Origin of the sequence: Nitrospira sp. (genome assembly GCA_029194665.1) — a bacterium.
Classification (GTDB): Bacteria; Nitrospirota; Nitrospiria; order Nitrospirales; family Nitrospiraceae; genus Nitrospira_D.
On record JARFXO010000004.1, the window covers coordinates 215,399 to 228,683 of the forward strand.

The 13,285-nt window shown below is 56.2% G+C and carries 14 protein-coding genes; 9 read left to right on the forward strand and 5 right to left on the reverse strand.

What is annotated here, in order from left to right; genetic code table 11:
* The first annotated feature begins 22 nt into the window (after nt 1–22).
* A complete protein-coding gene (locus P0119_14400; protein MDF0667249.1) occupies nt 23–1,975 on the forward strand; it encodes a radical SAM protein in 1,953 nt (650 codons plus the stop codon).
* Between the two features lie 48 nt (nt 1,976–2,023).
* Here the strand turns inward: P0119_14400 and P0119_14405 are convergent, their stop codons facing one another.
* A complete protein-coding gene (locus P0119_14405) occupies nt 2,024–2,281 on the reverse strand; it encodes a hypothetical protein (GenBank protein ID MDF0667250.1) in 258 nt (85 codons plus the stop codon).
* Between the two features lie 105 nt (nt 2,282–2,386).
* On the opposite strand from P0119_14405, the gene P0119_14410 reads away from it, so the two are divergent.
* On the forward strand, nt 2,387–3,316 hold the full coding sequence (locus P0119_14410) for a PhzF family phenazine biosynthesis protein (GenBank protein MDF0667251.1): 930 nt from the start codon (nt 2,387–2,389) through the stop codon (nt 3,314–3,316).
* A gap of 282 nt (nt 3,317–3,598) precedes the next feature.
* A complete protein-coding gene (locus P0119_14415; protein MDF0667252.1) occupies nt 3,599–4,033 on the forward strand; it encodes a CBS domain-containing protein in 435 nt (144 codons plus the stop codon).
* A 64-nt stretch (nt 4,034–4,097) separates the two neighbouring features.
* On the opposite strand, the gene P0119_14420 is transcribed toward P0119_14415, so the two are convergent.
* The 3 genes from P0119_14420 to P0119_14430 all read right to left on the reverse strand — a co-directional run bounded on the left by P0119_14420 (nt 4,098) and on the right by P0119_14430 (nt 5,516).
* Nucleotides 4,098–4,610, reverse strand: coding sequence for a molybdenum cofactor biosynthesis protein MoaB (locus P0119_14420; protein MDF0667253.1), 513 nt, complete (start codon nt 4,608–4,610; stop codon nt 4,098–4,100).
* Between the two features lie 89 nt (nt 4,611–4,699).
* Nucleotides 4,700–5,026, reverse strand: coding sequence for a (2Fe-2S) ferredoxin domain-containing protein (locus P0119_14425; GenBank protein MDF0667254.1), 327 nt, complete (start codon nt 5,024–5,026; stop codon nt 4,700–4,702).
* A 46-nt stretch (nt 5,027–5,072) separates the two neighbouring features.
* Nucleotides 5,073–5,516 carry a gamma-glutamylcyclotransferase gene (locus P0119_14430; GenBank protein MDF0667255.1) on the reverse strand — a complete coding sequence of 148 codons (444 nt, stop codon included), beginning with the start codon at nt 5,514–5,516 and terminating at the stop codon, nt 5,073–5,075.
* A 196-nt stretch (nt 5,517–5,712) separates the two neighbouring features.
* On the opposite strand from P0119_14430, the gene P0119_14435 reads away from it, so the two are divergent.
* Both P0119_14435 and P0119_14440 read left to right on the forward strand, forming a co-directional pair.
* Entirely contained in the window at nt 5,713–6,159 is a 447-nt protein-coding gene (locus tag P0119_14435; protein ID MDF0667256.1) for a hypothetical protein, read from the forward strand.
* Between the two features lie 119 nt (nt 6,160–6,278).
* Nucleotides 6,279–7,799, forward strand: a complete 1,521-nt coding sequence (locus P0119_14440; GenBank protein MDF0667257.1) for a transposase — start codon at nt 6,279–6,281, stop codon at nt 7,797–7,799.
* Between the two features lie 34 nt (nt 7,800–7,833).
* Here the strand turns inward: P0119_14440 and P0119_14445 are convergent, their stop codons facing one another.
* Nucleotides 7,834–8,166 (reverse strand): Rieske 2Fe-2S domain-containing protein, encoded by a 333-nt coding sequence (locus P0119_14445; GenBank protein MDF0667258.1) that lies wholly within the window; start codon nt 8,164–8,166, stop codon nt 7,834–7,836.
* A gap of 155 nt (nt 8,167–8,321) precedes the next feature.
* On the opposite strand from P0119_14445, the gene P0119_14450 reads away from it, so the two are divergent.
* The 4 genes from P0119_14450 (at nt 8,322) to P0119_14465 (ending at nt 13,237) form a co-directional block, all read left to right on the forward strand.
* Nucleotides 8,322–8,867 carry an HNH endonuclease gene (locus P0119_14450; protein MDF0667259.1) on the forward strand — a complete coding sequence of 182 codons (546 nt, stop codon included), beginning with the start codon at nt 8,322–8,324 and terminating at the stop codon, nt 8,865–8,867.
* Between the two features lie 225 nt (nt 8,868–9,092).
* Entirely contained in the window at nt 9,093–9,752 is a 660-nt protein-coding gene (locus tag P0119_14455) for a bifunctional precorrin-2 dehydrogenase/sirohydrochlorin ferrochelatase (GenBank protein ID MDF0667260.1), read from the forward strand.
* Between the two features lie 12 nt (nt 9,753–9,764).
* Nucleotides 9,765–10,073, forward strand: coding sequence for an MTH1187 family thiamine-binding protein (locus tag P0119_14460; GenBank protein MDF0667261.1), 309 nt, complete (start codon nt 9,765–9,767; stop codon nt 10,071–10,073).
* Between the two features lie 305 nt (nt 10,074–10,378).
* Entirely contained in the window at nt 10,379–13,237 is a 2,859-nt protein-coding gene (locus P0119_14465) for a response regulator (GenBank protein MDF0667262.1), read from the forward strand.
* Nucleotides 13,238–13,285: the final 48 nt, after the last annotated feature.

The following is a 13,285-nucleotide window of genomic DNA, read 5'->3' on the forward strand; positions in this document are numbered from 1 at the left end:
CGACAATCCCCAAGCAGGGACGATGAGCGCAAGTGGCTTGGTGCAAATAGATGGGCTTACGCCGATCAAGCGGGAAGATCGGAAGCAGTCGAAAGTCACGCTCATCTTTCCGCCTGAGTGGGTGCCGACAGCGCCGTACCTAGCATTACCCTCACTCACAGCCGTCTTGCGAGAGGCGGGCCATAGGGTCATCCAGCGCGATATCAACATCGGCATGTGGGATCACTTCTTCAGTCTCGAATTTCTGATCTGGGTGAAGGGTCGGCTGGCGATGCAGCTCAAGGCCTTGCACGAGAAGGAAAAAGCAGGGTTTCTCACGGAACGGGATGTGGACCAAATGGCCGTCGTGGAGCAGGCCGATGCCGTCGATGTGTTCAATCTGGCGGATCGGGCTGAAGAGGCTAAACTGATCGTGCGTGGCGAACGTTTCTATGAGGCTGAGACGCTGGAGGGGGCGCTCAATACTTTCCGTGAGACGATGTTCTATATCTCTGCCGCCTACTATCCCGCCTCACTCGTCTTTTATCCGATGGAGAGCAATTTGGGCTATCGTCCGGGAGTCTCGAAAGAAGTATTTGCCTGTTTAGAAGATGAGCAAGTGAACGTCTATCGGGATCTCTGTAATCAGTTGGTTATGCCGGACATGGCGAGAGAGCAGCCGGATGTCGTCGGGATTTCCATCGGGACGCAGATGCAGCTATTGGCAGGCCTGACTTTCGCGAAGATGATCAAGGAGGCGTTTCCAAAAATCCATGTAGTGGTGGGCGGGAACGTCATCACACGGCTTCAAGAAGACCTCATCAATCATGAGAGGTTTTTTGCAGAAGTGTTTGATTCAGCGATCCTCTATGAAGGGGAACATGCCTTGCTGTGGCTCATCGAAGCGTTGAATGAGCACCGGCCGCTTGCCTCTATTCCCAACCTCATGTATCGCGATGAGTCAGGTCTCCATCGGAATTCTGAAGTGTATACCGAGAAGACCAATGAGCTACCCTTGCCGGACTTTGAGGGCATGCCGCTGGATCGCTACTTCGTTCCGGAACTGATCATTCCCTACTTGGCGACGCGCGGCTGCTATTGGGGGCGCTGCACGTTTTGCGACCATGGTCAGGGCTACTTCGATCAGTACCGAGGGATGGCGGCTCAGCGGGTGGTTGAGCAGATCAAGGCTCTACGGGATAAGTACCAGTGCCGGCACTTTCTCTTCTCCGATGAATCCTATCCACCGGCGCTCTTCAAGAAGGTTTCGCAGCTGCTGGTGGACCAAGAGGTGAAGATCAAGTGGACGACGCTCATTCGATTTGAAGAGACTCTGCAAGATCAAGCCATCTGGAATCTCGCGGCTGAGGCCGGCTGTTGCACGCTCTATTATGGGATGGAATCGGCGAACGAGCGGGTCTTGAATCTTATGGACAAGCATGCTCGGAAAGACGTCATTGAACGCAATCTCCAAATGGCGGCGAAGGCGGGGATTTGGAACCACGTGATGGCCTTTTATGGCTTTCCCGGCGAGACGTTTGAGGAGGCCATGGAAACTCGTCAGTTTGTCCTCGATCATCAGCCGGTGATTCATTCCCTCGAACTGTTCTACTTCGTGGCGTACCGCCACACCCCAATGGTGCGGCATCCGGAAAAATTCGGCATCACGATCCATAAGCAGGAGGAGTACGATCTGCCGTTGGACTATTACTACACCTTGAACGACCCGAAGACACTGGCTTGTCTCGACGCAATGCAGCTCTGCGAGGAATTCTATAAGAACGATTTTCATCCCTGGGCCGTGCGGGTCAACTCTCGCGAACATGTCTTTCTCTATATCTCGAAGTTTGGGACGAACCGGTTACCCCAAATTTATGCTCAGCAGACGCAGCCGGTGGGGTCACCAGACGGAGTGTCAGGCTTGATTACCTGGCCGGTTGTACATTCGCAAGGCGACGAAGGAATGTCACGTGTCACCAGTCACGACACCGGCTGAGGTGGGACGCGTCACCTGTCGGGAGTGAGAGCAGATTGTTGTTAGGGATTATCGTTCGGCTTCGTCGGGAATAAACACGGCAGAGATCAATGCATAGGCGGCTTCGATCGTGCGAGTCATGTCCTCAGCTTTTTGAAACTGTTGCATGTATTGCTTCGGATTGTTGGTGAGACCGGCATAGCGCGTAGGATTCCAGTTGTAGAGCTGGACGCGCTTCGCCCGTTCCAGGTCTTCGGTGGTGATGGGCAGCGTGAGGTTAAGAATGTCCAACGCATGGGCGACATCCTGCTCGGTGATGTGGTCCATGGGCGGAGTCTGCCAAATATAACGAGGCCTGTCAAATGTCGGGCGGTTGTTTTCTGACGGCACGGATTCTCAGGTGGTGTGGTCCAGACGAGTTCGGGAGTGACCATGGTTGAGCAACGGTCTCTCAAATTCTATCAGGCTGATGTCTTCACCTCTCAACCGTTCGGGGGTAACCCGGTGGCGGTTTTCCCCGAGGCGGATGGACTGACAGACGACGAGCTGCAGCAGATTGCGCGGGAGATGAATCTCTCGGAGACGGTGTTCGTTTTACCACCGACCGATCCTGCCGCAGTCGCTCGCTTGCGGATCTTTACCCCGACCCAGGAAATCCCCTTTGCTGGCCATCCAGTATTGGGTACATTTTACGTGTTGGCCCAACTGGGAAAGGTTTCTACCAGGGAACAGGTTACGCATGTCATGCAGGAATGTAACATCGGTCTATTCCCGGTCGAATTGCATGTGGAACAGAGTGGTGTGGTGCGGGTCGTCATGTCTCAACCCAAACCGGAATTTCTCGATCCTATCGAGGCGATCGACGAGGTGCATTTGGTCGGTGGAGCTCTCGGCTTGCCGAAGCACGTGATTGCCGACATGAAATGGCCCCTCCAAGTTGTGTCGACAGGCTTGCCGGTTTTGATCGTGCCGGTGCGAACGTTGACGGCCGTCCGGTCGATCAACCCTGATGCGTCGGCTATTATCAACATCTGCGAACGATTCGGGGCCAACGGGATTATGGTTTTCACGACGGTGACGGTTGAATCGTTCGCATCTGTCCACGCGAGGATGTTTGCTCCGAAAATTGGAATCTTGGAGGATCCTGCGACGGGGAGCGCCGGCGGCGCGCTTGGAGCGTACCTGGTCCAGAACGGCGCCGTTGAAGTTGGACCGAGGACGGACATTATTGTTGAACAGGGTTATGAAATCGATCGGCCATCTCGGATTCTGGTGCAAGTTGAGTCGGATGACGATGTCATCCAAGGGGTGAAAGTCGGTGGGCATTGTGTGATGGTGGTGGAAGGAACGTTGACGTTTTAGGGGAAGCGCTGAATCCTGTACGGCCCTTTCAATCTTGTCCTCACACTCAGAACTCAGCACTCAGGACTTAAAGCACTCAGGAGTTAGTATGAAGGTGGTGTTGTTTCGAGAACCATGTGTCCTGCTTTCCCTACTCGCAATTTTGTGACGAACAATCCAGGTCATGCGACCGAACGGCCTCGCACGTTCCACTCATTCATGATACTCTACGCTGGACCGAAGAAGCCGGCGTTCGAACGTCGGCAATCCACCACCACAAGATGAGTATGAAAGGGGGAGGGAATGCCTACAGTTAGTCAAATTGCGAACAAGAGTCCAAAGTCCATCGGACTGAAGATGTCGATTGCCAGTGCGGCCAGGACAATGCGCCAGGCTCGTGTGGGATCGCTGTTGGTAAAAAAAGGCAAGCAATTGGTTGGAATCGTGACGGATACCGACATCGTGCGTCGTGGGGTCGCGAGCGGCAAACCATTGGGTAAGTTGACGGTCGAGAAAATCATGACGGCGCCGATTTGCACGATTGAGGGGAGTGAGACGATCGACGACGCCCAAGACATGATGGCTGAATTGGGTGTGCGCCATCTCGGCGTCACCAAAAACGACGAAATCATCGGCGTCGTCTCAGTGCGCGATCTGCTGCGGCACTATAAGCGGTACGCTCAGTCGAAGATTTCGACAGAAGGGATCTACGAGGAACCGAAGATTACTCAGGATTGAATCAGTAGTGGGCGATGAGGACTGAGATGAAAGCCGACGATTTCGCGGCCCTCAGCCCTCAGTCCTACTTTGTGAGTTCTCTGACCAGGTGGCCCAGCTCTGGAAGGATCAACTTTTCCATCGCGAGGCGGACGGCGTTTTCGGAGCCGGGGACGGAGAAAAGCACACGACCGTCGATCACGCCGGCAGTGGCCCGGCTCAGAATGGCTGATGGCCCAATCTCCTGATAGGTGAGCAACCGAAAGATTTCGCCGAATCCATAGAGCCGCTTTTTTAACATTCCGTCCAGAGCTTCGAAGGTCGAATCGCGCCGCGAGATTCCTGTGCCACCGTTGACGATGATGACCTGCACTTCCTCATTGGCGGTGCTTTGAGCGATCCGAAACTGAATCTGCTCCGGCTCGTCCCTGACGATGTAATAGGCGGCGACAGTGTGGCCTTGCCCTTCAAGCAATTTCTGAATCAGTCGGCCGCTGCTGTCGGTTTCAGACGTACGGGTATCGCTACAAGTAATGACGACGCACCCGATTGAGCTGGGAGCATGCTCTTTGTGCTCCTGATGGCTTGGTGTGGGCATGTGCTAAGAGATACGCTATCAGTAATCAGGTTGAGCAATCAAGCTGCAGTTTCAGCTGACGGTTCGAAACAAACCGCCGGTGACAAAGGTTATTTCCACACGGAGTCTGGGTTCAGCTTCGCTGCCGGTGTTCCTTTCGCGACATGTTCATCCAGGATGGTGACGACGTCCGCCTCAGTGACCTTGGAATACCAGGTGTTGTCCGGATAGACGACGACCGTCGGGCCCTGCTCGCAGGGACCGAGACATCCCGTTGCACTCACCAATACTTCTCCGGGCGGGACGGCGCGTTGCATCAGTCCCATGTTGAAGGCCATCAGCAACTGCGCAGCACCGGCCGACCCGCAAGACGGTTTTGGGTGGCCGGGGGGACGGGAATTGGTACAGACGAGAATATGATATTTTGGTTTCGGCATAGTCTCCTCAATCAAAAAGCGACAGGGAACATGTAGCGACGGTACGTTATCGAGGTCGATACGACTCCCACTCCTGGATCACTTCCTCCGGAAACTTCCACTGTTTGAGCCCTTTCAGCACCCAGTCCAGGTAATGGTCTTTGGGCTTAAACTTCCCGATCGGGTTTGCTGCGTAGGTGGTGACGAGTTCTTTGTCTCCGCCCGCTGCCGAGACGGTGACTTGGAGGTGGCGGTAAGCTCCTTGCGGTATGTCCTGCTCAAACTGATCCATGATGTTCACGTCCTCGTCCGTGACTTCAAACACTCCGCCCCAGGTCCGTTCACCTGGTGAAGGCACGATACTGACGAGTCCGCATCGCCATTGTGACGACCATCGGCAAAATTTGACGGCATGGTCCGACAGGGTCGCGAGATAGAGAAACCTGTGTTCAGGAGCTCGCCGTTTGAGTTGTGAGGGATTGAGGAGATCACCGTACAAAAAGAACTTCATGCACCGTACTCATGTTGTGCTGACCGTCTTGAAGCTTGCTCGTACTTGTAACACACCGGCTTTTCGCCAGACAAGCGGCCCTCATCACAACCAATTCTCGACGATGCATTGACATGGCGTCCGGGCCTTCCTAAGATGCCGTGCAGTCAACAAGGGTTCTCGACTCTTGGTCTCCATAGGGCGACAACACTCCGGCATGACTGACAGCGGTACCTTCTCTCGATCGTTCGTCATCCATCTCATCCGCTACGCAATCGCTGCGGTCCTGCTGTTGGGTGGACTCTACTATGCATGGACCACGCTTCCGTCGACAACTCCGTCGAGAGACAAGCGAGAAGCTGAGGCATTGACCTTGGTGCAGGGTCATCCGGCGATTGGACAGCCGACAATCCTAATGGCCATGAATGAGCATGTCCGTATCATGAAGGATCGCGGACAGGGGGTTCGGCTCGGCGAATGGCGAGTCAAGCATGTCGAGGGAGATATCTACGAGATTCGTGTGCAGCTTCGCGATCAGGGGGCGCGCGGTCAATGGTTCGAACGGGAATTCATCTGGCATGCGCATCTCGAACTCAAAAAGGTCAATGCAGCCTCGTTACCGGCGGATGGAGTGACACCGAAAGGGACCGATAATGATCCGTGAGCCGCTCCTTCGCCGCATCCTTCATCCTATAAACGGCAGTTGAAGCAGTGGCCTACTCCGGTATAGCTTTGCTGGAAGCGGAGTAGCGGCACATTTCTTCATACGAAGGGAGTCACCCAATGGGTGAGGCACCACGCAAGGGGGTGGCAGGACAGAAGGGGGCGATTGCGCTCGATACGTTTGGAGGGCGCATCCATGTCGAGTGGGATCCAGCTGCAGCCGTGACCCCACTGGGCCAGTTGCCGTTCTTCATCGAGTTTCTCAAGGTCAGTGGCCTGTTCGAGGCGTGGGTAGCGGACTGCCCGCTCACCTACCACAGCAACCACGCGTCGAATAAACGCGCGGTGCTGGCCACCTTGCTGTTGTCGATCCTGGCCGGCCACCACCGCTACGCGCATATTACGGCGATTCGCCATGACGGGATTCACCCTGAGCTTCTGGGCGTCACGCAGCTCGTGTCGGAGGATGCCGCACGGCGGGGGCTCGCCCGGATCGACGAGTCATCGGGCGTGGCCTGGCTCGATCGGCAGCTGGCGAAGACGACACACCCGTTACTGACGACGCTGTGGATTCTGGATCTGGATACCACGGTGAAGTGCCTGTACGGCAAGCAGGAAGGGGCGGTGGTGGGCTACAACCCGAAGAAACCGGGGCGACCGTCGCACAGCGATCACAGCGCGGTGATGGCCAACACCCGGCTGGCCCTGGCAGTGGACGTGCTGCCGGGCAATGAGACGGCCCCGCTGCATAGCATGCCGGGGATCTGGGCCTGGCTGGATGCCTTGCCGAAGGAGGCGCGCCCCGCTGTGCTCCGAGGGGACGTGGCCTTTGGCAACGAATCGGTGCTCCGCGAGGCCGAGGCTCGCGACCAGCCCTATCTCACCAAGCTGCGATTGACGAAGAACGTGAAGGCCCTCATCAAGACGTGGTTCCGCTCCACCGCATGGGAAGAGGCGGGACAGGGTTGGGAAGGGGTCGAGGACAGGCTGAGGCTGTCAGGCTGGAGCCGTGCACGACGCGTGGTGGTGTTGCGCCGGGCACTCACCGGCGAGATGCTGATGACTGGAACGGACGACGATCAGGAGTGGTTCGACTTCATAGAGAGCGAGGGGCCGACCAAGCGGTACGAGTACGCCGTGCTGGTCACCTCAACCCCGTACGAGATCATTGCCCTCGCCCAGCTCTATCGCGATCGGGCCGATGCCGAACACACCTTCGACGAGCTGAAGAATCAGTGGGGCTGGGGCGGCTTCACCACGCAGGATCTGGCGCGCTGCCGGCTCATGGCACGGATGGTGGCGTTGATCTACAACTGGTGGACGTTGTTCGTGCGGCTCGCCCAGCCACACAAGCACTTCGAGGCGATCTCCAGCCGGCCGCTGTTGCTGCATGGCGTCGCCACGCAAACTCACCACGCTGGACACACGCGCCTGACCATCACCAGCCTGCACGCGAAGCGCTCGGCCATCCAAGCTGTGCTGTCGAACTTGGCGGGCTTTCTGCGGACCCTCAAAGCGACTGCGGAGCAGTGGACCGATGCCGACCGCCTGCGTGCGATGCTCACCCGTGCATTCGCCACATTCATGCGCACGACAGCGGGTCCTCCGACCCTGTTGATCTCAAAAACTGCCCCGACATGACACGTTGACTGCCGTTTTTAGGTTCATCGCAAAGTTAAGCTGGTTCTCTGAAGGCCGGGGGGATGGCGATCTGAACTTCGTTACCTTGGATCCGAACCTCGCAGCAAGCAACGTGGAAGTTCGGGTTACCGACCCGTTCTCCAGAAATGACACTGAATTTCCAGCCATGCCAGGGGCATTCGACAACCGCGTCGCACAGTTTCCCTTCTCCGAGCGGGCCGCCCGCATGGGGACAGGAGTTATCGATCGCATAAAAACGTCCTTCCACGTTGAAGACCGCAACCCAGATCCCATCGACTTCAACGGTTCGTCCTGTGCCTGGCGGAATCTCGTGCGTGAAGGCCGCTCTGACGAAATCGTTCACCATGGTCATCTCTCCATCGGTCCGCCGCGTGCGGCATCAGAAGGGCGCTTGCTTGATTTCAACGTCACCTTATGGCATAGAACTATCAGCCTGTAGCCCTGCCCCGCGGAAACAGCCCCTGGCCGCTGTAGAGGCCCGATTGGGGATGAGGTTCCTTCATGGAAATGACTCTCCTGCTCAACGCGACCTATGAACCCCTGCGGGTCGTCCATTGGCAAAAAGCGATCGCGCTTCTCTGGCAAGGAAAAGTCGAAGTCTTGGAGGTATACGACAGGGAGATCCACGGGATTTCCCTATCGATCAAGCTCCCAGCCGTGATGCGGCTGCTGAAACTGGTTAAACTGAAAGACAGTCATCGAGCCGTCAAGTTTTCCCGTATCAATATTTTTACGCGAGACGGGTACTGTTGCCAATACTGTAATCACAGGTTTCGGACGGAGGAGCTGACGTTCGATCATGTCGTGCCCATCGCCAAGGGTGGGAAAAAGACATGGGAAAATATCGTGACTGCCTGCTGGCGATGCAACAATCGGAAGAGTGGGCGTACGCCGGAAGAGGCCGGCATGAGGTTAAAAAAGCGGCCCGTGAAACCTCGATGGAGCCCCGTCATTACTATTACTATCGGCATTCGCAACACACCGGAAAGCTGGCGTGATTATCTCTATTGGAATCTGGAACTCGATGCAGATCCAGCCGAGACATAACGGGCAGTCTTGAAATAATCGTCAACAGCCGATTGGTCTGAAAGTGCTCTTTCCGGTCAGTCTTCCAAGACCGCACACGAAGTTCTTCCAGCCTTTCGAGCTTGCTGCATTATAGCGACGGACCGATCAAAAGGGAAAATGGAGTGTGGAGTCCTGAAATCTCTCTTGCATGACGGAGGTCCATTTTCGGATACTGAGCCATTCGATCGAAACGGGAGTTGCGTCATGACTGCCAATCCTGGTTTTCCCTTGGTCTTGGACGTGAGAGGCTGGCCGGTTCTGGTCATCGGTGGCGATGAGGAGGCATCGGAGAAATCTCAACGCCTGCTTGAGTCCGGCGCGAGGGTCACAGTGCTCAGCCCTACCCTGAACGAACCGCTACGCCTGCTGGCGGCTTCGGGGAAGATCATCCATCGCGGGCGACTGTTTCGAGAAACGGATCTCGAACACGCTATTCTCATTCTCAATACTATTCGAGGCGATCGTGACTTCGCTCAGATGTTGTCGGCTAAAGCCCGAGAAAGGCGGGTGCTGCTTTGGTCGGTAGACTACCCGGAGGCAAGCAGCGTCACGATGCCGGCAGTCGTGGCAGTGGGACATGTGCGAGTCGCGATCAGCACAAGCGGAGTGGCACCGGCCCTTTCCGGGTTCATGAAAGAGGATCTGGAACAAATCCTCGATGCGGAATTCATCGAGTTCGTCGAGTGGCTTGGGCATCTTCGTGAACAGGCCAAGATGAATGAGCCGGATGCCGAAAAGCGACGGGCACTGCTCCGCGATGCGTTAGACGGGTTTCGTTTCCTCGGCAAGGTACGATATCCCAAAGTCTGGTTGGAACGACGAGCCGAGACCGTGACGAACAAACAATCCGATATGGAGAAATAGATAGGAGCACCGATGGTTCTACTGGAATTCAGCATGTCGCCCTTGGGAAAGGGCGAGAGTGTCGGGAAATATGTGGCCCGTTCCCTCGATATTATTGATAGGAGCGGAGTCGCGTATCGCTTGAACCCGATGGGAACGGTCTTAGAAGGGGAATGGGAAGAAGTCTTCGCAGTGGTGCAGCAATGCTATGAGCGAATGAAAAAAGATTGCAACCGCGTTTCCTGTACGATCAAAGTCGACTACCGAAAGGGCTATTCCGGGCGTCTCCAAAGCAAGGTTGCGAGTGTCGAAAAGAAGCTCAAGCGATCAGTGAAACAATAGGGGGTGCAGTTAGCGGCGCTCTGGCGTAGACCTCCCGCGCGTCGAGCATCAACTCCTCGGACATTTCTCCCCATCTTTGGACCGGCTTCCCCCCACTGATGCGAGGGGACAACCCTTCGTATTGCAAAGGTCACCCAGTCGCCATATACTCCGCCAGCCATAGGCGCTGTTTCTGCAGGCGAACGCTGCAGGGGCTCAAGACCTGTGGCCCTGTTCCGTCCTACGACCTTCGTGATGACTGACAGCGATGAAGGTGCCATCGTCTACTTCCGCCACATAGACCTGTTGTCTTAGGGGATGACGCCATGACAAGCAGCACGATCGACATCGTCGAGGCCAAGATCGCCCCGAACATCGAACTCTTACCAAAAGATCGAACTATTCTTGAGCAGGGCGCAATGGTATTTCGCCCGTTCGGTTTGGATGAACAGGGTCAAACAATCCGCGACCTCAGCGGCGTCAGTATCAGAGCGGTGACCGTCTTTTTAGAGAAGTTGGCCACGTCGGAAGGAGGCGCGTCGGCTGGAACAGAAGCAAGCGAGGAGTTGTGCCGCCTCTTGAACGACCGCATCAAGGATCCCGTCTATCACGTGACGCCAGAATTCTTGAGGAACCCCTGGAACAGTTACTCGTACGAATTTGCCTCGTATTTGTATGAATTCTGTGAACGGATTTCGGGCGACCCTCGCTTTGCCTTCAAAGCGGGGGCAGAAAAGGTGTCTCCCATCATGCTGGCCCTGACTCGTCCCTTTTCCCTGTCACAGATCTACACGATGTTTCCCTACTTTGGGAATAAGTTTACGTCTGGAGCCGTCGAGTTCCGCGTGGCGGAAGTCACGAGCAGTACGGCTGCGGTGGGGATGCGGTTTACCGACCGAACGCTTCGACAGTTCGGGCCCTATCGCAGGCGCTGTGCTTGCCTCGTCTGTCAATCTGCCCAGGGCATCATGGTTGCCATGGCTGCTCGCATCCACGGTCTCGCTCAGGCGGAAGCGATCGAAACCTCTTGCATCGGCGATGATGATGAATGGTGCCAGTGGACGATCCGATGGCAGGAAGAGAGCCGGTATCGGAAGCGATTCTGGCGAGTGCCATCACCCCTTGAGCAGACACGACCGACTCGACTGAGCAGTGAGTCGGTCGTCGCCGGAGAGCGTGCCCAAGACGCTCGGCCATCGGCAGAGACCCGCGTCGAGCCTTCGCCCCATGTGCAGCAGAGTGTTACATGGCTTTTGTGGGGAGGGCTGTTGGGCGCTGCTCTTATGGTGGGAGTCGCGGTGCTGAATCCGGCGGTGAGTCTCGGCGAGCTGTTGTTGGTCGGATTGTGCCCGATCCTCGCTGTGGGCATCATGGTCAATCGACGGCTCCTTCGTGAGAGCGAGCGACGCGAGGCCTTGATCCAAGAACAGATTACATTCGTCGAATCCCGGCATGAGGAATTGCGCGAAGCCTATCTGGAACAAGAGCAGATGCGGGTGGAGCTGCGCCGGAAAGTGGCTCAACTCACGGCGCTTCATCGAGCGGGGCTCTCATTCGGCTCGACCTTCGAGCGAGATGCTCTCTTGCATCAGGTGTTGGAAGCCTTGACGCACGAGCTCAACTACAACAGTGCCATGGTGTCCATGTTTGATCCCTGTGAACATTCCGTCCAACATATCCGTCTGATCGGCGCGGCTCGGGAGGTTGAATCGTTTGCCCAGTCCTGCCGGATTCCAATCACCGATCCCGAGAGTCCCGAGGGGACGGTGGCCCTTCAAGGGCGCCCCCTGTTGGTCAAGGATATCGAGTCGATACGACACAGCCTTCATCCGCTCAATCAACGCTTAGCCGAATTGAGCGGGACCAAAGCCTTGGTCGTGGTTCCCATCAAGACCAAAGACCGTATCTGGGGGATGTTGACGGTCGATCGCTCGCACAATCAAAGCGTGACGGAAGACGATTTGGAACTGATGACGACGGTTGCAAGTCAAGTCTCCATGGCCTTGGATAACGCGTCAGCCTACCAGCAGATCGAAGCATGGAATGAAGGGTTGGAGGCCAAAGTAAAAGAGCGCACCGAAGCCCTTGAGCGGGCCGACCGGTTGCGTGCACAGTTCCTCTCCCATGTGTCCCATGAATTGAGAACACCGCTTACGTCCATCAAGGGATTCATACAAAATCTGCTGGATGGACTGACCGGACCGTTGAACGAAAAGCAGCAGCGTTATCTCGTGCGTATGTCGGAAAACTCGGATCGGCTGGTTCGTATGATCGAGGATCTCCTCGATCGCACCCGTATCGAGACCGGACGCTTGGAAGTGCATCCGGCCGATGTCGAGCTTGAACCCTGTCTTGCCGAGGTGATCGAGCAACTGAAGCCTCTGGCTCATGCAAAGCAACAGGCACTGGAATTCCGTGGTGCCGACACCGAAGTCATCGTTTGGGCGGATCGTGATCGTTTGATTCAGACGGTCGTCAATCTGGTGCAAAATGCCATCAAGTTCACTCCGCCGGGTGGAACCGTGTCGATCGCCTGCGAGTTGCTGAATCACCGCAGGGCAACCGTTTTGGTTCGAGACACGGGCCCCGGTATTGCTCAGGAATACCTTGACAAGATTTTTGAGCCGTTCTTCCGCATCCAACAGGGCCAACGCACGGCTCCCAAAGGGTTGGGACTTGGACTTTCAATCGTGAAAACGCTAGTGGAGTTGCAAGGAGGAGAGGTGGCGGCTCGTAATCGACCGGAGGGCGGCGCAGAACTGTCCTTCACAATTCCGATCCATGCCGTGAAGGCGCCACTGTTACTTGAGTCTCATCTCAGAGGCCAACACATCTTGGTTGTGGATGATGATGCCGACATTCAGCAACTGCTTCATGACCGGCTGAAGGCAGGAGGGTACCGGACATCCTCGGCGTTCGACGGCTGCCAAGCACTGACGATTCTCCAATCACAGGAGTTTGATGGGATGATTCTCGATATTGGAATCGGTCAGGTCGACGGCCTGGAGGTGCTACGACTGGTACGGCTGACGAATCAATACCTTCCCATCATCATGATTACGGCGTCGGGATCCCAGGAACTCGCCGTGAGGGCCATCGGGTTGGGGGCCCAAGCCTACCTGCTCAAGCCATTCGACGCGGGCCAGCTTCAGGAAACCATGGAGCGGTGGTTCCGACGTGCATGAACCGGATACGAGGCAGGCTCTGAACCATTCGAGATTGCGCTGCGGGGG

Excerpts from the sequence above, each read along its gene's own strand:
- P0119_14400 (MDF0667249.1), top strand. The coding sequence starts at position 23 with ATGAGCGCAAGTGGCTTGGTGCAAATAGATGGGCTTACGCCGATCAAG.
- P0119_14405 (MDF0667250.1), bottom strand. The coding sequence starts at position 2,281 with ATGGACCACATCACCGAGCAGGATGTCGCCCATGCGTTGGACATTCTT.
- P0119_14410 (MDF0667251.1), top strand. The coding sequence starts at position 2,387 with ATGGTTGAGCAACGGTCTCTCAAATTCTATCAGGCTGATGTCTTCACC.
- P0119_14415 (MDF0667252.1), top strand. The coding sequence starts at position 3,599 with ATGCCTACAGTTAGTCAAATTGCGAACAAGAGTCCAAAGTCCATCGGA.
- P0119_14420 (MDF0667253.1), bottom strand. The coding sequence starts at position 4,610 with ATGCCCACACCAAGCCATCAGGAGCACAAAGAGCATGCTCCCAGCTCA.
- P0119_14425 (MDF0667254.1), bottom strand. The coding sequence starts at position 5,026 with ATGCCGAAACCAAAATATCATATTCTCGTCTGTACCAATTCCCGTCCC.
- P0119_14430 (MDF0667255.1), bottom strand. The coding sequence starts at position 5,516 with ATGAAGTTCTTTTTGTACGGTGATCTCCTCAATCCCTCACAACTCAAA.
- P0119_14435 (MDF0667256.1), top strand. The coding sequence starts at position 5,713 with ATGACTGACAGCGGTACCTTCTCTCGATCGTTCGTCATCCATCTCATC.
- P0119_14440 (MDF0667257.1), top strand. The coding sequence starts at position 6,279 with ATGGGTGAGGCACCACGCAAGGGGGTGGCAGGACAGAAGGGGGCGATT.
- P0119_14445 (MDF0667258.1), bottom strand. The coding sequence starts at position 8,166 with ATGGTGAACGATTTCGTCAGAGCGGCCTTCACGCACGAGATTCCGCCA.
- P0119_14450 (MDF0667259.1), top strand. The coding sequence starts at position 8,322 with ATGGAAATGACTCTCCTGCTCAACGCGACCTATGAACCCCTGCGGGTC.
- P0119_14455 (MDF0667260.1), top strand. The coding sequence starts at position 9,093 with ATGACTGCCAATCCTGGTTTTCCCTTGGTCTTGGACGTGAGAGGCTGG.
- P0119_14460 (MDF0667261.1), top strand. The coding sequence starts at position 9,765 with ATGGTTCTACTGGAATTCAGCATGTCGCCCTTGGGAAAGGGCGAGAGT.
- P0119_14465 (MDF0667262.1), top strand. The coding sequence starts at position 10,379 with ATGACAAGCAGCACGATCGACATCGTCGAGGCCAAGATCGCCCCGAAC.